The sequence below is a fragment of the Maribellus sp. CM-23 genome, assembly GCF_021354595.1.
Lineage (GTDB): Bacteria > Bacteroidota > Bacteroidia > Bacteroidales > Prolixibacteraceae > Draconibacterium.
The window spans coordinates 579,226-598,326 of sequence record NZ_JADWYJ010000005.1; the positions used below are offsets into that span (position 1 = coordinate 579,226).

The 19,101-nt window shown below is 46.1% G+C and carries 15 protein-coding genes; 3 read left to right on the plus strand and 12 right to left on the minus strand.

Annotated features, from left to right (window positions below):
- The first annotated feature begins 3 nt into the window (after positions 1–3).
- The 3 genes from INQ51_RS18690 to INQ51_RS18700 all read left to right on the plus strand — a co-directional run bounded on the left by INQ51_RS18690 (position 4) and on the right by INQ51_RS18700 (position 4,607).
- Positions 4–1,080, plus strand: coding sequence for a family 10 glycosylhydrolase (locus INQ51_RS18690; RefSeq protein ID WP_233379470.1), 1,077 nt, complete (start codon positions 4–6; stop codon positions 1,078–1,080).
- Between the two features lie 110 nt (positions 1,081–1,190).
- Positions 1,191–1,895, plus strand: coding sequence for a queuosine precursor transporter (locus INQ51_RS18695; RefSeq protein WP_233379471.1), 705 nt, complete (start codon positions 1,191–1,193; stop codon positions 1,893–1,895).
- A gap of 288 nt (positions 1,896–2,183) precedes the next feature.
- Positions 2,184–4,607, plus strand: a complete 2,424-nt coding sequence (locus tag INQ51_RS18700) for a DUF5686 and carboxypeptidase-like regulatory domain-containing protein (RefSeq protein ID WP_233379472.1) — start codon at positions 2,184–2,186, stop codon at positions 4,605–4,607.
- A gap of 15 nt (positions 4,608–4,622) precedes the next feature.
- Here the strand turns inward: INQ51_RS18700 and INQ51_RS18705 are convergent, their stop codons facing one another.
- The 12 genes from INQ51_RS18705 to INQ51_RS18760 form a co-directional block, all read right to left on the minus strand.
- Positions 4,623–6,815, minus strand: coding sequence for a DUF748 domain-containing protein (locus INQ51_RS18705; RefSeq protein WP_233379473.1), 2,193 nt, complete (start codon positions 6,813–6,815; stop codon positions 4,623–4,625).
- Positions 6,816–7,026: 211 nt separating this feature from the next.
- Positions 7,027–8,235: a glycoside hydrolase family protein gene (locus INQ51_RS18710; protein ID WP_233379474.1), complete on the minus strand. Its 1,209-nt coding sequence runs from the start codon at positions 8,233–8,235 to the stop codon at positions 7,027–7,029.
- A 54-nt stretch (positions 8,236–8,289) separates the two neighbouring features.
- Complete coding sequence (locus INQ51_RS18715; RefSeq protein WP_233379475.1) at positions 8,290–10,248, minus strand: GNAT family N-acetyltransferase; 1,959 nt, start codon at positions 10,246–10,248, stop codon at positions 8,290–8,292.
- A 293-nt stretch (positions 10,249–10,541) separates the two neighbouring features.
- Entirely contained in the window at positions 10,542–11,723 is a 1,182-nt protein-coding gene (locus tag INQ51_RS18720; protein ID WP_233379476.1) for an MFS transporter, read from the minus strand.
- 123 nt (positions 11,724–11,846) lie between these two features.
- Complete coding sequence (locus tag INQ51_RS18725) at positions 11,847–12,866, minus strand: TQO small subunit DoxD (RefSeq protein WP_233379477.1); 1,020 nt, start codon at positions 12,864–12,866, stop codon at positions 11,847–11,849.
- Positions 12,867–13,057: 191 nt separating this feature from the next.
- Complete coding sequence (locus tag INQ51_RS18730) at positions 13,058–13,438, minus strand: hypothetical protein (RefSeq protein ID WP_233379478.1); 381 nt, start codon at positions 13,436–13,438, stop codon at positions 13,058–13,060.
- Positions 13,439–13,677: 239 nt separating this feature from the next.
- Positions 13,678–14,607 (minus strand): magnesium transporter CorA family protein, encoded by a 930-nt coding sequence (locus INQ51_RS18735; RefSeq protein ID WP_233379479.1) that lies wholly within the window; start codon positions 14,605–14,607, stop codon positions 13,678–13,680.
- A gap of 362 nt (positions 14,608–14,969) precedes the next feature.
- Entirely contained in the window at positions 14,970–15,779 is an 810-nt protein-coding gene (locus INQ51_RS18740) for an energy transducer TonB (RefSeq protein WP_233379480.1), read from the minus strand.
- A 102-nt stretch (positions 15,780–15,881) separates the two neighbouring features.
- Positions 15,882–16,790, minus strand: a complete 909-nt coding sequence (locus tag INQ51_RS18745) for a winged helix-turn-helix domain-containing protein (RefSeq protein ID WP_233379481.1) — start codon at positions 16,788–16,790, stop codon at positions 15,882–15,884.
- A gap of 143 nt (positions 16,791–16,933) precedes the next feature.
- Positions 16,934–17,152 carry a hypothetical protein gene (locus tag INQ51_RS18750; RefSeq protein ID WP_233379482.1) on the minus strand — a complete coding sequence of 73 codons (219 nt, stop codon included), beginning with the start codon at positions 17,150–17,152 and terminating at the stop codon, positions 16,934–16,936.
- A gap of 21 nt (positions 17,153–17,173) precedes the next feature.
- The gene (locus tag INQ51_RS18755) at positions 17,174–18,220 is read right to left on the minus strand and encodes an alpha-L-fucosidase (RefSeq protein ID WP_233379483.1); all 1,047 of its coding nucleotides are present in this window, start codon (positions 18,218–18,220) and stop codon (positions 17,174–17,176) included.
- Between the two features lie 143 nt (positions 18,221–18,363).
- A complete protein-coding gene (locus INQ51_RS18760; protein ID WP_233379484.1) occupies positions 18,364–19,062 on the minus strand; it encodes a hypothetical protein in 699 nt (232 codons plus the stop codon).
- Between the last annotated feature and the right edge of the window lie 39 nt (positions 19,063–19,101).

Sequence of the window (19,101 nt, forward strand, 5' to 3'; positions counted from 1 at the left end):
GATATGAATAAACGTGACTTTATCAAATCGTCGGTACTGGCTGGGATGGGGATGACCCTTCTGGGATCAGGTTCTGCCGGGGCTGTGAACAAGAAACAAACACAGCAGATTAAAAACTGGGTTTGGGAGAATCCGAATCAAAAAGCAACGGATGAAGAGCTGGCCGAAAAATACGAAAGTTTTTACGAAGCCGGGATAACCGGGATATTTTTTGAAGCCGACAGCGAACGTCATTTTCGGATTGCCAAAAAAGCCGGTCTGGAGACACACCGCTGGATGTGGACCATGAACCGCGGCGAAAAGGAGTTGCTGGAGAATCATCCCGATTGGTATGCGGTTAGCCACGAAGGAAAGTCATGTGCTACCGAGCCTCCGTACGTTGGGTATTATCGCTGGCTTTGCCCTTCGAAGCCGGAAACCAAAGAATACCTGACCCAGAAGTCGAGGGAAATTCTGGAAAAGGATTATGTGGATGGTCTGCACCTCGATTATGTAAGGTATTGTGATGTTATTCTGCCGGTTAACCTGTGGGAAAACTACAAGATCGATCAAACAAAGGAATTGCCGGAATACGACTTTTGTTACTGCGATACCTGCCGCGAAAAATACAAGGCAGAGTACGGGACAGATCCGCTGGAACTGGAGTTTCCGGATCAAAGCCCGTCGTGGAGAAAGTTTCGTTACGAGCAGATAAACGGAATTGTGAACCACCTGGCAGATTTGGCGCATTCGTATAAAAAGCCAATCACCGCAGCTGTATTTCCGACTCCCGAAATTGCCCGGCGCATTGTTCGGCAAGACTGGACCAACTGGAACCTGGACGGTGTTTGCCCGATGATTTACCACGGTTTTTACCGCGAGTCGGTAAAATGGATCGGTGATGCAGTGGCAGAAGGAAAACACTTTTTATGCGGGAAATTTCCGGTTTATGCCGGTTTGTTTTTACCTGATTTTAAGTCGGACGATGAATTGAGCGAAGGTATCCGTTTTGCAATGGAGAACGGCGCTTCCGGAGTTTCATTGTTTGGCAGCATCGACGAGAGGGTGTTGAATATCTTGAAAAAGGCAAAGAACGGATGATTTAGCTCAGGCAGCTTTTCTCTTTTCTCTTTTTCTTCTACATTTGCGAACGAAACAAGATTGTTAAACTTTCGCAGGTGGCATCACCCTGCGAACCAAAAAAGAAAAAAATGCAGAATGAATTGCTTTGGCTGGTCATGTTGCTGGCCAATTTCCTGATGATTATTTTGGCTTACCGCCTGTTTGGTAAATGGGGTTTGATCATGTGGATTCCCATTTCGGTAATTGTGGCCAATATCCAGGTTATCCAAACCGTAAAGCTTTTTGGTTTGGTGTCTACACTTGGAAACATTGTGTATGCGACTTCATTTTTAGTTACGGATATTCTTTCGGAGAACTACGGGAAGAAAGAAGCCAAAAAAGCGGTGTGGATTGGTTTTTTCAGCCTTATTTCCATGACTCTTCTGATGAACATGGCATTGCAGTTTATCCCGTTTTCGGGCGATGATTTTGCAGCTACCGCTCATTCAGCTACCAGTACCATTTTTAGTTTAATGCCACGTATTGCGATTGCCAGTCTGGCAGCCTACCTGCTTTCGCAACGGCACGATGTATGGGCTTTTCATTTCTGGAAAAGCCGCTTTTCGAAAGACAACCAGCTTTGGATACGAAACAACCTGAGCACCATGGTTTCGCAGCTGATCGATAGTTCTGTTTTTGTGCTGATCGCCTTCTGGGGGGTGTACGAGGGAATCGTTCTGCTCGAGATTTTTATTACTACCTACATCCTGAAATGGGTGGTGGCCGCTGCCGATACTCCCTTTGTTTACTGGGCAAAAGGCATCTTCCGGAAAAACCGTTTTTGGATGGATTAAGACATTGTATTTGTTTGTAATCTATTCTAGTTGATTTGTTTGCGAGGTTTTCTATTGGTCTTTTGTTTAATCTATCTAAAAAAATACTTGCAGGTACCGAACATATTATTTTTTTGTACAACTTTGGTGCGCCTATTCTTTAGCTGGAAAGAAGAAGCGAAAAAGTCAGAAACAGAAAACAAGTACATGCCATTGCAAACTTTATTGTTTGGTTCAAGGTCCCGTTTTACAACAATATTTATTTTGCTGTTGATACTGCTTGCGAATACCGTGAGCGGGCAGCAAAAAATGTTAAACGGAGTTGTTACTGACCGTTACTCCGGGGAACCGATTCCTTTTGTCAATATTATCATTAAACATTCTACGGTTGGAACTACCACCGACACGCTGGGGCGTTTTAAAATTCCTTTTCCAAAGCTAACGGATACTCTTGCATTTTCCGCAATCGGATACCTGGCAGTGAATAAACTGATTCCGCGCGAGGACATGAGTTTCATGGAGATAATCATGAGCGAGGAAGTGTTTGATATCCAGGAAGTGGAAGTAAGCCCCGACGAAGGGCCCATGCGGGATTTGTTTAATCACATAATGGCGCGGAAGGAGGCCAATAACCCGGATCAGTACAACAAGTTTTCGTATAAAAAATATACACAGTGGGAGTACCAGATCAATAATGTGGGAGAAAAACTGCGGAATTCGAGGGCCTTTCGAAACAACCCGAACCTTTTGAAAATGGGAGAGGACAGCACGCATTTTTTGCCGCTTTATTTTTCTGAACAGTTGGTTTTTAATGAGATCCAAAAGGTGCCATCGAAAATGAAGTCCACGGTGTTGGCCGACCGTACAAACGGGGTGGGGGTTCTTAACGACCTGGAGATTTCGGGCTATACAAGTGCTCTGGACATGGAAGTGAATTTTTACGACAATCATATTCCGCTGTTTACCCAGAATTTTGTGAGCCCGCTTTCCAATAACGGCTGGTACTACTACAAGTATTTTCTGGCCGACAGCGTTTCTGTGGATGGAGTGATGCACTACCGGGTACATTTTCAGCCCCGCAGAAGAGGCGAAAATACTTTCAAGGGACATTTCATCACCGAGAATAAGTACTATTCGATTGTGGAGATCGACGGCGATCTTTCCAACACAAGCGGAATAAATTTTCTGCGGAAACTTCACCTGAACAGCGAGTATTACTTTGTAAACGATTCAACGCCTTTCTACAAACGGAACAAAATCGACGCGTTGTTTGATTATGTTCCCTTTGAAACCCGGAACCAGGACGCCAAACGCTTGTCGCTTTTTTACACGCAAACGGCCACTATCGACGAGGTAGTTATTGACCCGGCGGGCGAGATAAAACTGAATACTCCCAAAGCAAAATACGAAACCATAAAATTGCCGGAAGCGCTGGAACGGGATTCTGCCTATTGGCGGATGAACCGGCTGGAGCCACTTACCGAATCGCAGATTCTTTTGGGGCAGGCGATCGATTCGATCAGCCAGATCCGACAGGTAAACACGGTGAACAACCTGGCCCGGATGTCGGTAACCAGTTATTACGATCTCGGAAAATTTGAAATAGGGCCTTTTACTAGCTTTTACAATACCAACAAGGTAGAAGGAAGCAAGCTGTTTTTTGGGGCACGAACCAGCGAGGAAATCAGCAAACGTTTTATGGTTTGGGGCGGACTGGGATACAGCACCCGCAACGAAAAGATTTCGGGTATGCTGGGAGCAGGCTATAAATTCAAAACCATTTACAGGCAGGTTTTTAAACTGTCGTACGACGATAAAATGATCCGTCACGGTGAGAATGAAAAAATTCTTTACCTGTATGAAAATGCGTTTACGGCCACCGAAAACAACCTGGTTTCGCAACTGCTGAAAAACGATCCGCTGGATGAAATGTACCGCGAACAGAAAATAGCCGCACAATACGAAAAAGAGTGGTACCCGGGTTTAATGAACAAACTGATGCTGAATTACACGCGCCACTACTCTCCCGAATTTTATCCTTTCCTGAGGAACGGCGAACCTGTGAGCTCTGTAGCTGCCACCGAGATCAGCCTCGATACCCGTTTTTCGCGCGAGGAAAAGGTGGTGGATAAAGGATTTTTGCGGCTTTACATGGGCTCCGATTTTCCGATCGTTCATTTTACGGTTGCTGCCGGGCAGGTTTATTACAACAACGAACGTTCGTATTACGGCCGGGTAGCATCTACCATTGCACAGGAAGTGTACATGGGAATGGCGCGTTTCGACTATGCGCTGGAAGCCGGCGCGTGGCTGGGTAAATTGCCTTACACAATGCTGGATATTCCGCGGGGAAACGAAACCTACGGCTTGTACAGCTACGATTTTAATCTGATGAACTACCTCGAGTTTGTGCACGATAAATATTTTCATGCCTACATGGAATACCACTTAAACGGGTTCTTTTTCCGGCGTGTGCCGATACTGAAAAGAGCCAATTTCAGAGAGGTGTTTTCAGCCAAGCTGCTGGTGGGCTCGGTCTCCGACAAGCACCAGCAAATCGTTAGCTTTCCGGTGCCGGTGCACAACATGGAAAAGCCTTATATTGAACTGGGAGCTGGCGTCGAGAATATTTTAAGTATGGCCCGTATCGAAGCTTTGTGGCGTGTACAGCCAAAGTCGGTGATAGGAGCGCCGCAGTTCGGAATCCGTGCCCGCTTCGAAATCGTACTCTGATCGGTTCCGCTTGTGTCAGTTCCCGGTGCCGGAGGGCTCGGTATCTTCGCGTAACAAATATTTTATCAGAAACCTTGGCCGGCTGCCAATGTTGAGGACTTCGTCGGCGTTGTATGGCAATGCCCGGACAGAAGTTGAATCATTCTCAGAAGCCAGGTAATCTTTCACCAGTTGAATGCGCGTATTTTCTCGGGCCAGAACAACACTGTCCACTTTTTCTTTGGGCGCAAGTATCTGCTCATAATCCTGAATAAGCAAAGAATCCATCCCGCTTTTTTCTTTCAGATAGGCTTCGTATTCCTTCCGGTTGGAGTTGGGCGTTTTTTGACGTTCCAGTTGGTAGTTTTGGTGAACAATTTCCTTTGCGGCATCCACTCTTTCCAGTTTCCGGTCGTTCAGGTATTGCATGTCAATTTGCATTTCGGGTTTCATTTCCTCCAGTTTCAGCAACAAGTCAATACCGCGACGTTGTTTTCCGGTGAGCATGGTGTCGTCGTAAACAAATGTGATTTCTTCGAGTTCGTCGGGTTGAGCCCCCAGCAGATTTCCCAACGCTTTAAATGGCGAGGCAACAATTTTTACGGTAAACTGCTTCAGGGTGGTCCATACAATTCGTCCGATGCGGGTTCTTGGATCCGACAAATCACCGGTTACCGGAATGTCGAGTTTTACATCGCCGTTAATGTCTTTCAGAATAAATAAAGCCAGTTTTAGCGGAATATCGTACAATCCCCCGCTTTTTCTTCCTAGTTCCACATCGCGGATGATCAGGTTGTTTTTGCTGTTGAGCTGGCGTTTGTCGATCGTTGTTTTGCTTACGTAGTACATGTCGCCAAACAATATGGGCAGCCCGGTGTAATGCTTGGAGTAGATGTTGATATCCGGCAGCTGAAAGTCAGATAGAACGTATTCCAGATCGATTTTTGAAAGCGGGTCGTACGGATTCACCCCGATCCTGGCTTCCAGTTTGCCACGCTTGTTCAGCAGCATGTTGGCATTCAATGTTAGCCAGTCGGTATCAAGCGACAGGTCTTCGGTATTTACTTCGATTTTAGAAAGTTCGTAGTTAAACTCTTCCCGGAAACGTTTGTCGCTAAAATCAATCCATCCGTTATTTACTTGCAGGCTGTCAATAAAAAATGAATATACAGTGGCTTCTTCCTCGTCTTCGCTGATTTCATTCTCTGCCGATTCTACCAGCAGCTTTTCAAAATTGAACAGCGAATCAGCCAGTTCAAGGTACATGTAGGGGTGGTCGAACGTTACCTTACCGATTTCTGCCTGGTATTTTAAGGGCTTCATTTCCTTTAAACGGGCTTTTGCTTCAGCAACTCCCAGTACTTTTTTCCCGTCGCTGTCGGTGATGGAAACACTGTCGATCCGGGCATCTCCCGATAAAAGGAATTCGGAGAGGTCTTCCTGCGATCCGCTGAAACGGATGTCGGCCGTAAGCGTTCCATCGATCGAATTAAAACGCATTTGTTGCTGAATGTAGGGCAGCATTATTTGCAGATCCATGGCGGTAAGGCTGGCTTCGCCGGTATAGGCACCGGTTTCAATATTGTAATCAAAGCTACTGCTGAAACTGCCGCCTGTTCCGAGGTCGAAGGCAATGTCGGCCTTGCTGTCCTGTTCGCCTCCCCAATACAAATGAGGGATCAGAAACGTAATGTCTTTAACGGTTATGGTGTTTTGGATGCTTTGGTCGGTGTAACTTAAGCGGCCCCGGTCAATCTCCAGGTTGTTCAGGTCGAAACTGTAGGGAGATGATTCCGTTTCTGCGGTAATCGTATCTTCGGATGAATAGAAGGCAAGCAGGTCATCAAAATTGAACAAGGTGTCCTGCTGGGTGATCCGTGCATCGAGGTTGACCGCTTTGAACTGCTGAACAAAGATTTCCTTTTTAAAGAGGCGAAGCGGTTTCAGGTCAACCACCAGGGTGTCGAGTGCCACAAAAATATCCTGATCGTTGGATTCAAACATTTTTGCGTTGCTCAGCTGAACACGTGATGTAAAATAGTTGATGTTGATTTTTTCAATCGAAAGCTTGCGTCCGGTAAGTTCCTTACCGTGTTTATTCAGGTAATTTCGTGCCATGCCGGGCGAAAAAAGCAGGAAGGCAACGACCAGTAAAATAATAAGAACCAGTATGCCTGCAATAATTCGTTTCCCGATTTTTCCTTTTGGGTTGTTTTCAATGGTTTTCATGTACGTGAACTTGTCCTTGTTGATAATCTAGCCGGCATTAAAGTTAGTGAAATTCAATGCAGGTAAAAGTGAAACGACCAAATTCGAATCGTTTGTATTTAAATTGTAAAAAACAGATGAATTTATTCCGATTGCCCGGAGTTTCTCTCAAACCAAGCCATCCGAAATTCCAATCTGGCAAGTAAAATAAGCGGTAAGTATTCGGAGGCGTTTACTCCGAACGCAAAGGAATGTGTATGTTAAACGTGCTTCCGTCGGTTTTTTGCCCCACAGCATCTACCGAACAGGCGGCATACAACACAAGCGGGTACCCCGATTCGTCGATTAGCAATTGCGGACGTTCGAGGTTGCTTACTTTCAGCGTGTCTCCACCGGCGAGTATCACCTGTTTTTTCATAAAAAACGAATGTTCCGGTTTGGTCCAGTCAATGCCGTCTTCCGATTCCAGGATTGCCAGCCCGGGTTTGCCCGAAGTAATCCGGCCGGTGAAGTCTTTCAGTACCGAATAGAATTTTTTGTTTTGGCCGTGGTACCACACAAAGGGATCTTCGCCGTTGGCCAGTGTTCCGTCATCGTTTCTCACATCAAAAACAAAGGCGTCGGTGGCGGTAAAAGGACCTGTTGGCGAATCGCTAATGGCAACGCCGTGCACGCCTTTCCAGTGCGGTTCGTATAAATTTCCTTTGAAATAAAGCAGGTATTTTCCATCCGAGGGGCGTTGCACAACCGAGGGATTCACTGCAATAATATTATCGGGTTTAGCTTCCGTTCCTTCCGGCGACGGGTTTACAATGTTGTCGGGTTTTACACGCGTACGAGGCGAAATAAGCGGTTTGTCGGAGCGGGTGAAATTTCCGTTCAGAAGGTCGTCGAACGAAGCGAACTCAATGACTCCGATACACTGGCTTTGCTGAACGCGGTTCCGCAGGTTTACATGCTCGCCGGGAGATACCGGTGCTTGCAGGCCCGGATCTTTGCCGCCAACATAGTAGAGGTAGTATTTGCCGTTGAATTTTTGAAGGTGCGGGTTATGCGCCATTTGTGCGTCCCAGGCGCTGGAGTCGCCTTCGGCTGCGCGTCCCTGCAAAACAATCTTTTGGAATTTAAAATCGCGGTCGGGATAATCCGATATGGCATAAGCAATTTTCGAATACAATACCCACGAATCGCTGAACGGAGGAATACTGTCGCCACATTCCCAGGTTGAATACAGCATGTGGTAGCGGCCATCGTCTCCTTTTATAACGCTGGCTCCCCAGATAAAACGATCGGGGTCGTTCAGCACCGAAGGCCCTTCCAAAATGTTGTCTTTCAATTCGGCATTAACGGGTAATGCAGTAATGGTAAAGTTATCTTGTTTCGGGTCGGAGCAGGAGGAAAGGGTGATCAATAGCAATGCCAGCCAAAGCAGTTTATTCATGACGGTCTCGATTTTTCCGCAAGATACACATTCCATTACAACCAGAGAAACCGGTTATTCAGGAGTCAATTCAATTTTCTGAACGTTCTTGGCAATTTCAATGCGGTTGATCAGCGAGTCAATGACGGTTTCATACAGCTGGTCGCCCAAAACCAGGTCTTCAATTCCGTCATCGATGTTGGGGTTGTCGTTTACTTCTACCACGTATACTTTTCCGCCGATCATTTTCAGGTCCACGCCGTAAAGTCCGTCGCCGATCAGTGCCGCAGCTTTTAGGGCGGTTTTCAGAACAATTTCCGGAACATCGCTGATGCTCAGTGTTTCGGCATCGCCGGCCTGGTCCTTCTCCATTACTTTCCAGTTGTAGATCTGCCAGTGGTTCTCCGACATGTAGTATTTACAGGCAAACAGCGGCTTGTTGTCAAGGATCCCGATTCGCCAGTCAAATTCCGAGTACAGGAATTCCTGGCACACCACCATGTCCGAACGTTTGAAAAGTTTGTCAAGCGCTTTCATCGCATCGTCTTCGTTTTCCACCTTAAACACACCCAGCGAGAAGGCGCTGTCGGGTTGTTTGAGTACCAGCGGAAAACTCATGGTTTCGAGCTGTTTCCGGGTAAAAAGGTTCTTGGTGAAAACCGTGGTTTGCGGCGTCGGAATTTTATGCTTCCTGAATATCTCGTTTTGGTAGATCTTGTTCGAGCATTTCAGTATCGACCACGGGTCGTCGATCACCACCAGGCCTTCGGCATAGGCAATGCGCGAGAACTCGTAGGTGTAGTCGTTCACATTGGTGGTTTCCCGGATAAAAAGGGCGTCAAACTCGTTGATTTTGTCGATGTCTTTTTTGGTGATAAACTCAACGTACATGCCTTTCCGGTTGGCAATGGTCTTAAATTTCTGCAACGCCACTTCCGACGACGGCGGCGTTTCCTCGTCGGGTTTTACAAGGATGGCAATGTCGTATTTAAAGTTGGTAAGCTTGGGTTTGGTAAAGCGTTTTTTGCTGAAATACTTCTGTGCAAATTCATACATGTGATTCAGCTCTTTGTCGCTTAGCTTGGGCAAGGTAAGCACCTGTATGTCTTTGATCAGCCACTTGTCGTGTTTGATAAAATCGACACGGAACAAAGGAGCTTCAAAAAGCTGGTAGAGTTTCATAGCCAGCGACTTAAAGCCGCGGGTGCTGGTTTGCCCAAAAAATACCTTGAGTGAAAAGCTGTTGGTTTTTTCTTTGTTCAGCGCCCGGTTTATCTCTTCTTCAATGTCAAAAGCCGCCGAATGTACCACGTTCAGCAGCCTGAAATCGCGGATTGTGGCTGTGCTGGGAATGACGCGTTGCCCCCGGGCCGAAGCCAGCAGCGAAACATAGTAGCCGTAGCTTTGGTATTTGTACGAACTGCACAGGTTGAAGATTCTGAATTCGGTGCTGTTCTGGTAAACCGGGTTGCTGATGTATTCCTTTACCGTAATGATCTTGGCTTCCACCTCCATAAACGACCACTTGTAGGGCTGGTTGATCACAATAACGTTGGTGGTTTTATTGGTAGGCGAATACACGTTGGTGGTGCATTCCATCTTTACGGCATCTTCTCCTTCCGAGTAATAGTCGGTCTTCCCCGAAACAATTTTGAAGCCGCGGGCCTGGTACCAGGCAATCAGTTGTTTGTTTTTGGAACTGGCTTCGAGCAGAATTTTTTCATACTGATTCCGGTTGGCCAGCTCAAAAACATGTTTCAACAGGAGGTCGCCATAGCCTTTTCCCTGAAGTTCGGGTAAAATCGCAATCGAATAAATGCGGATCGATCGCTGGTATTTAAACAAAGTGATGGAGCCGATCGCGTCTTTTCTGCCGTTTCGGGCTTCAACGATCAACACTTCCTGAAATTCGCTTACTATGCTATGGCGGATGTTTTTTCTTGAATTTTGCTGAAAGGGAGAAAAACATAACTTTTCCAGCTTAACGAGGAAATCAAGGTCCTCAATGGTCGATTTTCTGATGCTTACGTTCATGATTTTATATACTCACAGGCAAACAGCGGGTTAACTGTCGCTTGATAAACAACCATTTATTTTTGTTCTTTACTCTATTGGGAGAATAGTGTGAGAATCGCATTTAATTTATTGCTAATTAATTGTTTGCGTTCTTTTCTGCTTTCTCTTTTAACGGGAGTGAATATACAGATATTTCAAATTGAATGTTCAGGTGAGGCACAGTTCTTCAAAAAATATTAACCCCGGGTAAAGAGGTGATTGTAAAGGCTTGGTATTCGCTGCGGTTGGCAAGTCTGTATGATAAGAAGCCGTCAATTTTCCGGTGTTTTTTCAATGCGAACCAAGGCGAAAATAACGATCAGCATAACAAACGCGAGTCCGGCCCCGGTCAGGAAGGCGGCGTCGAGTCCTTTTAATGCGTAGAACATTCCTACCAGCAGAGGGCCAAAAGTTTGCCCCGAGCGCAGCACCATCGAATTGAGCGACATAAAAGCGGCGCGTTCGTTCATGGCGGCGAAACCCACCATCATGTTCTGAATGGAAGGAATGATAACGCCGTGCCCCACGCCAAAAACGATCACCGAGAAGCCCAGCATCCAGTAGTTTCCGGAAATAAGCATCAGCAAAGAGGCCGCAAGGTAGGCGCTGCTGCCCAGTATCAGTTGCCTTTTTAGTCCCAGCAGCTGGTTGATTTTTCCCAGTTGTGAGCTCATAAGCGCCGTGGTAACCGACATCAGCGACATCATCAGGCCGATGTGGTACGAATCGGCACCGAGCCGTTTTTCCATCATCAGCGGGAAATAGGTAAGGTAAGTACCGTACAAAATCAGGAAGATCATAAAATTGATGATCAGCAATCCCCAAACGGTTCGCTGGTTAATGGTTTTCCAAACCCGTCCGAAATAAGAACGCAGCCCGGATTTGTTGTGGGGTTCCGGATTGTTCAGCCCGTTCATCACCCAAAAGCCCAGTGGAATGGCGAGCAGGGGAAGCAGGAAAATGTACTGCCACCCAAAAATGGCAATAACGCCGCCCAGTGCAGGGTAGGAGGCGGTACCAATGCTCAGAACACTGGCATTGTAGCCCATCACGGCGGTGCGTTGTTTGCCTTCAAACAGGTCGCCCACCAGGGTTATGTTCATACTCGACAGCGAACTGGCGCCCACGCCCTGCAAAAAGCGAAGCCCCAGCAACCAGTAAAAGCCGGGGGCAAACATACAGGCCGCGCCGGCTACACCAAACAAAAAGAGCGAGGGAATCAGTACTTTTTTTCGGCCGTAGTGATCGGCCAGCATTCCGGTAAAAGGCGTCAGGAAAATACCCGGCAAGGTGAAGGCGACAATCAGCAAACCCACCTGCTCGGGGCGAATGTCAAAATAACGGATGATATCGGGGAAAGCCGGGGTGATACTGGCCACACCCATCATGGCGGTGAGTGTAACGCCAAATATGATGTAAAGATTTTTATTTCTGAATACCGATTCGTCCTTCATGTTCCCTGATTGAATCCAACCAAAGGTACGCAAATTCAGAAAACGCAACGCGGGCCTTTTGCAATGGTAAGTTTGGATGAAAAGGAGTGCCGCCTGCGTTGGCAACACCCCTTTTTCAGGTTTCTACATTTCTACCTTGCTTTCCCATTCCAATCCGCTGATGTCGACGAGTTTTAATGTGTACTCTTCCCGGTCGTTCAGTTCAACACCGGAAAGCGGAATATTTAAAGTGGCCTTTGCTCCCAGCGGAATAACCAGGCTGTGTTTGCCCGGTTTAACTTTGGCCACATAGCGGTTATCGATGTTTTGCACGGGGAAGCCGGCCAGGTCTTTGCCTGTCTGCTCCAGGATCACATTCCCGTTTTTATCCAGCAATTGTATCCCAATCAGAAACGAGCCATACACATCGGCGCCCTCTACCCGGTAGATTTCAAACTGCAGGCTTTGGTTCCGAACACCTGCATCGGTGATTTCGATCTTAGGTTTTACCGATTTGTTGTGCAGTGTTCCCCACACTCCGCCATGGAAAATCTGGTTGGTGAACAGTGTCAGAAACAATATGGCCAGAGCTCCGCCGAGTACCCACGGTTTGATATTTTTGAGCGGAAGTTCCCCTGACCCGAGCCAGGCAAACCATTTTGTTTGGGTGAATTTCATTTTCCGGTTTATCAGCCACTGGTCGATGGAGTAGGAACCACTTCCACTCAGGAAAAGCGTAAATCCGCTGGCAATACCCAGCACCCCGATTTGCCATTCGTCGAGACAAGTGGTGCCGATCCAGCCCGAGCCCAGCAAAATACCGGTGGCTAATCCGAAAACACCCAAGCTCATCAGGCGGGTAAAGAAGCCAAGCATGATGAGCAAACCGACAATTGCTTCAATAATGGTGAACACCACCATGGCCAGCCACAGTTGCTCGGGATGGGTGACCAGGTGCTCGATAATAGGTTTTATCCCAAGTGCGTTGGGAAGAAAGTGGTTGAATTTTTCGCCAATGTAACCCGCTACTTCGGGATCCAGTTTATCCACCAGAATTACCCTGCGCCAAAAGGCGGAAAAATAGGTCCAGCCAACTACCAGCCGGATCGACAAACTAAAAAGTCCGGCCATGTTGTTGGCCGGTGTGTGCATATTGTTTTTCATTGTAATGTATTAAATGCTTGTTTGTATGGTGCTTATCTCCTTAGCGGTTTTGTGCAAACGGCCTTTAACTGAAAGAAGAATCCTTCTTCCGATGATAAAGCAGCAGATTGCATTCTCTGAACCATGCAAAACTTTGCTTCAGGGATAAGCCTGTAATTTATTTTGTAAATGAATGTGTTGGAAGCGGCTGATTACAGCAGATCAAACTTTAAGCGTTTGTAGAGGATGTAAAGTGGTTGCTTGCCGGGTTCCTCTGTGCGGGAAATAGCCGGAAATGCGGGAGCTTCGGCTTTTCTTTCGGCAGGCAGATGCAGTGTTCCCAGTGTTGCGGCGAGTAATTTCAGCGGGTTAAGCTGAGGCGTAGCGACAGAAGCCAGGTTCACCTGTTCCGAAAGCTGGCAGTTGTGCCCCGAGGCCGGCGTTGCTTTGGTTTGATTGAGCGGGCGATGGTAGTCGGCACCGATTGCCTTAAAGGCAGGTTCTTTTACCGAACACGAAGCCAGCGCAAACAAAGCAAAAAGTACCAGCGGTACCTGCCGTAACAAATGAATATGTCGCCTGAGTTTTTGCATCCTTTCGATTGACTAAACACGCAAGTATAGTAAAAGTTCGGGATGCGGGCGAATTTGGGACGACGTAAATTCCTTTAGCCACTTTTAAATTGAGTGTAGCTGATTACAAGTGTTTGGCACTTAAGTGGTACATTCGTAGTTGATTCCCGGAGGGCAGTGAGCTTCTGATTACAACGAAAAAGTGCAGACTTAGGCAGTGGTATCTTGTTCCAATTTCTCCCGGCTGAGCGGAGGCAATGTTAAAACCATTGCCGTTTGCGGAACAAGAGTACGCCCAAAAACGATAAAATCAGCGAACCCATCAGGATGGCAGGCATTGCCCACGCCGCGTTCTCCATAAAATTGGGCACGTTCATGCCAAACAAACTGGCAATCAGGGTGGGGATCATCAAAATGATGGAAATAAGTGTGAGTTGTTTCATAACTACGTTCAGGTTGTTCGAGATAACCGAGGCAAAAGCATCCATCATACCGGCCTGGATGTCGGAATAGATCTGTGCCATTTCCAGCGCCTGCTTGTTTTCGATAAAGGCATCTTCCAGCAGGTCTTCGTAGATCTCGGTGGTGATCTGTTTGGATTTCCGAAGCTTGGCCAGCACAATTTCGTTGGCTTTGATGGAGGTGATAAAATACACCAGGCATTTCTCCATTTTCAGCAGTTTGTTCAGCTCCTTGTTCTTGATCGATTTCTCCAGGTCCTGCTCAATCAGCGAAGTCATGTGGTTGATCTGCTTCAGGTAGCGCAGGTAAAGGTTGCCCGAGCGCAGAAACAAGCGAAGGATAAAGTTGATGCTGTCGGTGATTTGCTGGTATTGCTCGCGGAAAGGCGAAGGTTGTCCCATGGGCAGCACCTCGTTGTCTTGCAGGCAGAGCGTCACCGTAAAATTGTCGGCGATAAAAATGCCAAGCGGAACGGTCTGAAACGGCACGCCGTTGTTCCTGCTCTCCACCGGAATGCGGAGGATGATCAGTGACCAGCCGTCGTCAGACTCCACACGCGGACGTTCGTCCTGGTCGAGTATGTCGATGATAATATCGTCGGGTAATCCAAATTGATCGGTCAGTTTTTTGATTTCGTCAGGAGTTGGGTTGGTGACGTTGATCCAGCAACCTTTGCGCGGTTCATTGATTTCAACATAGCCACCGAATGTTTCGAAGATTTTAATCATGGTGATGTCTCCTTACCTGTTTTGCCTGTAAGGAAACAGAAGGTCCCTTACAGAGAGTTACTACTAAATTTCTTATGACACGGGCCTTCGTCCATTGATGTTTTCCTTAGAATTACGGGTGCAAAAGTAAGGCTCTTGTGGCTAAATTGTCCTCTCTTTTCCATTTTTTTTCGGAAGTTTTAACCTTGGTGGTGCTAAGCAAGCTGGTACCGAGCTGCTTGCTTACGGCTGAATTTGGAGCAGGTTTGCGTAAAGAGTGTACGAAAAGAAAAGACCGCAAAACCCGTGTTTTACCGGATGTTTTTGCGGTTTATGTGAAACGTCTTGCGCTTTTTGAGTGAAGTTTCTTTCTTTAGTATGAATCAGCAATCAGAGTTGCCCAGTGCGAATTCAAACTTCTGCTTTACTTTTTTACCGGTGGCGTCCTTAGCCGGTGTCCAGCCGGGCATTTGGCTGATGAGTTCAAGCAGTAAGTTATCCACTTCCGAGAATCCGGATGTTTTGGCAAGCCTGACATCGGAGACTTTACCTTCTTCTGTTACCTCGAAAAATATAAACATCGTTTGCAACTCTTCCGACTTAAAATGAGAAACCGTTTTGTTGCTGTTCTCTTTTAAATAAGCAATCAGATTTTCATATCCTTGGCTAAACTGAGCTTCCTGCTCCGGTATCACGGTAAAGCTTACATTCATTTGTTTGGCTTCGAGGTTCCCGCTTAGGCTGTTTTCTGTTTTGTAATTTACTGTAATCGAAAAATCGTTGTTAATGGCTGTCGATTGCAACAGCTTTTTTTGTTTCGAATTTAAAATGTCGTTCTCTCCGGTGGCTTTTATCGCTACTCCATCTTGCACGCCCGAAATTTCGACCGATTCGTATTGTGCAATCCAGTTGTTTGGGTAATGCGGAATAATATCAATGAGTGACGATGCTTGCGAAAGAGCTTGCCTGGTAATCGGCCGGTTATGTTTGCCGCGAACGCTGTAATTCAGGTTGTAATTTATAACTCTTGCGGAACTGAATGAATAGGGTTGGGCATTGAATGACGCTGTAGTTGGAGAGCTTACGGTGTTTGCCTGAGTTGTTGTCTCTTCAGGTTGACAATCCCGGATTTCCATGCCGTCGTAACCAATTAAAACTAAAATGAGTGCTACTGAGAGAAGTCCTGTTTTCATTTTGCGAATTGTTAATGTTATTCAGTCAAAACTAATAAAGACTTGCCGCTCTTTTAATTAATGAATGTAAATTGATGTAAAACGAAGTGTAAAAGTTTCCGGCTAGTTTTCCATGGTCAGTTTATAGCCAATCCCGCGAATGTTGATGATTTTTAAGGTAGGATCTGCTTCCAGTTTTTTTCGAAGCCTGGAGATAAATACATCCAGGGTGCGCCCAATGTAGTCTCCTTCGTCTCCCCACACTTCTTTTAAAATATCGTTTCGGTTTACGGTCGTATTAACCTTCGAATATAAAAGGAAAAGCAGTTCCGATTCTTTGCCGGTGAGTTCGGTTCTTTCCGGCCCCAGTATAAGTTCCATTTTGTGGAGGTCGAATCGATATTCTCCGAGCGTAATTAGTTTGGAGTCATCAGAAGACCCACGTCTTTTTTTTACCAGGAAGAATACGCTTGCGAGCAGGATCAGCACCACAATGATCACGGCCGATCCAACAAAAAACTTCCGGTTCTGACCGGGTGAAAATTCTGCCAAAGATTCAGCAGGCGGTGATTGTTGCTGAACCACAGCTGGGATTGAATCCAAAATGGTAAACTGAATAAAATAGCATGCTTTGGGCTGAACTCTTCCCTGACAGGGAACAATGGCGGAGTTAAGCGCATTGTCCACCTCGAAACTGTAAACCACCACCTCGTTTGGGCAGCTTTTAACCTCCACACGGTAACTTTCGGCAATTTTGGTATCCACTACCACCTGGTTAATGGTGGCAACCAGTTGTTCAGGATCAAACTGAAAAACGGCTTCAAAACGCAGCGTGTATTGCTGCTTATCGCTTTCTACGGGCAAAACGAGCGACGTGCTGTCGCCGGAATGGAGGAGGATCTCATGCCCGATCATTCGCAGGGCCACAGCCACATGCTCTTCCGAAGAATTGTTTTGCGTTGTTCCCTGAAAGCCAAAAGCACAAAGCCAGATGCCTGTAATTAAGAGTTGTTTGAAATAGCTGTTCAACATGCTGCAAATCTATTAGCTTAAGAAAGCAATTCAACCGCCAATTGTTCAATTTACATTATTTTACATTGTTGAAAGGAACGATGGCTTTCGGAATTGAAGATTTCTTTGAAATACTGTTGAATGCCAATAGGCTCTGACAGCAATTATTTAGAAGTGTCAGATTTTTTATTTCTCTTTTTCCCAACGGCAACCAAAATAACTCCCACGATAATGGTGGGTAACCAAAGCATAAAAGAGAACATGCCAATTTTACTGACAACAGGATTTATGTTTCCCCGGTAGGTAAACACTGAAGCTCCTATGATAAACATTAACGCTGCTAAGATGCTTATTGCAATTCCCAATTTACGGGTGCTTGTCATAGTTGTGAATATTGGATGTTATTAATCCAGTTTCAATTGTTCCCTTATTTGGTTAAGAATCTCAATGTCTCTGCTTCGTATTTCTCCTTCACGGTTGGGCGGGCAGTTTAGGATCAGGATATTGTCCTGAGCAGTGGCAACTTTGTACATTTCAACCAGTTCATCGACGGGCTTAAAAACAGTATCCGTCGTATTATAGAACCATCGCTGGCTAATGCAAACCGTAGATTCCCAGGGCATGTAATATTCGTTTCCGTTGTGGGTAAATATTTTGGGGTCATTTTCTACCGGTAAATAGGGATCCCCCAATCTAAAATCGCTTGGGAAATACCGAATCGGGTAGCCCTCTTTCTGGTCTTTGGGTAACACGGGGTGATGATCCGGATCTTCCGGAAGTCCAATCGACCAGTTGATACCCACCTGGCAGTCTGGTTCTCTCGATTTTATGGTTTGGTAAATTTCGTTCAAAGGCCATCGGTGATTGGCTTTGGTCCAGCCCCCATCAAACCAAAACTCGACAACCTCCGTATATTTTTCCGAAATATCCAGCAGTTCATTTAGCTGGTTGATCATGTACGCATTGTAAGCACTGTCCAGTAATTCATTGCCGACATCTCCGTTGATATTCCGGTCCCACAACGAATAATACAAGCCCAAACCCACGTCGTATTTTTTACAGGCTTTGGCTACTGCTTCAATCACGTTGGTTGTATTGCCCGAATTTGCCACATCGTATTCGGTATACTTGCTGTCCCACAAGCAAAATCCGTCGTGGTGTTTGGTAATTAAAATAACATATTTCATCCCTGCGTTCTTGGCTGTTTTAATCCACTGGTCAGCGTTAATTGCCGAAGGGTTATACGATGAGGCAGGCATTGAACCGTCTGTCCATTCCATATCATGAAAAGTGTTAATCCCAAAATGAATAAACATCCCGTATTTACGTTCAATCTGTTTTAATTGGGCTTTGCCGGGTTTAGTCGACGGTACGGGAAGGATCTCTTTTTGCGTATTTGTACACGAGAAAAACAGGTTTCCGATAATTAGTAGTGCCAGTAATTTATTCATAGCGATGGTTTAGTTTAATCTTTGCGTATTTGGAAGTGTAAATTACACTTATTTTGTGATTGTCGGTACCCGCGTGGGTTTATTATCCGTGATTTTTGTGAAGACAGAACAGCTTGTTGCCCCCGCAGGTTGTTGAGTAGAATTCATTCACTCTTGTAGTATTTTTGGGTCCACGGGCATTGAACCACGCACTGAAAACATGTGGTGCATAAAAATACGTCAACTATTTTTTCACGTGCAATTCCGCATTCCCAGTTTTTGCCTTTCAGGGCATTTCCCCCGCAAATTCTTGTGCAAATGTTACAGTCACCGCACCTTGGGAGTAGGGGCTCCTGTCGGATCGAGGGCAGGGGGGCATTGGTAAGTACCGAACACATGCTGACGGCACTTCCGTATTCTTTGGTCACCAACAGGTTGTGCTTTCCTATCCAGCCCAGGCCCGCTAAACCTGCGATGGTTTTATGCGGCAAAGGCGTTGTTCGGTTTTCGTGGTCGTAATACCCCGTTTTCTGAATGTTGTCCTCCGATTGCGCATAGGCTTTGTATCCTTTCAACTCCAGGAACCGTTGAATACGGTCAGCTATTCGGTCTGTTTTAAGTTCGGTTAAATGAAATTCGTCTTGCCCGATGGTGCCCTTGCTTTTCATTTGTTCCACGTAATCGGGGGCTGCGGCTACTTTTCGGAGGTAGGCTTTTGTCAGCGCGATTCCTATTAAAATCGCCGTTGGAAATTCTTTGTTTTGCTGCACACTTAAATGCGAAATATCAACAAAACGAACAAAACCGGCTCCCTGCGATTGTATCTCGGCCAAAAGTTCTTCCTGAAAAATGCTTGTCTCCATCGTGTTTTTGCCTATATGCAGGCCATTTCTAAAATCTTG

Excerpts from the sequence above, each read along its gene's own strand:
- INQ51_RS18690 (WP_233379470.1), top strand. The coding sequence starts at position 4 with ATGAATAAACGTGACTTTATCAAATCGTCGGTACTGGCTGGGATGGGG.
- INQ51_RS18700 (WP_233379472.1), top strand. The coding sequence starts at position 2,184 with ATGTTAAACGGAGTTGTTACTGACCGTTACTCCGGGGAACCGATTCCT.
- INQ51_RS18760 (WP_233379484.1), bottom strand. The coding sequence starts at position 19,062 with ATGGAGACAAGCATTTTTCAGGAAGAACTTTTGGCCGAGATACAATCG.
- INQ51_RS18735 (WP_233379479.1), bottom strand. The coding sequence starts at position 14,607 with ATGATTAAAATCTTCGAAACATTCGGTGGCTATGTTGAAATCAATGAA.
- INQ51_RS18725 (WP_233379477.1), bottom strand. The coding sequence starts at position 12,866 with ATGAAAAACAATATGCACACACCGGCCAACAACATGGCCGGACTTTTT.
- INQ51_RS18730 (WP_233379478.1), bottom strand. The coding sequence starts at position 13,438 with ATGCAAAAACTCAGGCGACATATTCATTTGTTACGGCAGGTACCGCTG.
- INQ51_RS18745 (WP_233379481.1), bottom strand. The coding sequence starts at position 16,790 with ATGTTGAACAGCTATTTCAAACAACTCTTAATTACAGGCATCTGGCTT.
- INQ51_RS18720 (WP_233379476.1), bottom strand. The coding sequence starts at position 11,723 with ATGAAGGACGAATCGGTATTCAGAAATAAAAATCTTTACATCATATTT.
- INQ51_RS18695 (WP_233379471.1), top strand. The coding sequence starts at position 1,191 with ATGCAGAATGAATTGCTTTGGCTGGTCATGTTGCTGGCCAATTTCCTG.
- INQ51_RS18715 (WP_233379475.1), bottom strand. The coding sequence starts at position 10,248 with ATGAACGTAAGCATCAGAAAATCGACCATTGAGGACCTTGATTTCCTC.
- INQ51_RS18705 (WP_233379473.1), bottom strand. The coding sequence starts at position 6,815 with ATGAAAACCATTGAAAACAACCCAAAAGGAAAAATCGGGAAACGAATT.
- INQ51_RS18710 (WP_233379474.1), bottom strand. The coding sequence starts at position 8,235 with ATGAATAAACTGCTTTGGCTGGCATTGCTATTGATCACCCTTTCCTCC.
- INQ51_RS18750 (WP_233379482.1), bottom strand. The coding sequence starts at position 17,152 with ATGACAAGCACCCGTAAATTGGGAATTGCAATAAGCATCTTAGCAGCG.
- INQ51_RS18755 (WP_233379483.1), bottom strand. The coding sequence starts at position 18,220 with ATGAATAAATTACTGGCACTACTAATTATCGGAAACCTGTTTTTCTCG.
- INQ51_RS18740 (WP_233379480.1), bottom strand. The coding sequence starts at position 15,779 with ATGAAAACAGGACTTCTCTCAGTAGCACTCATTTTAGTTTTAATTGGT.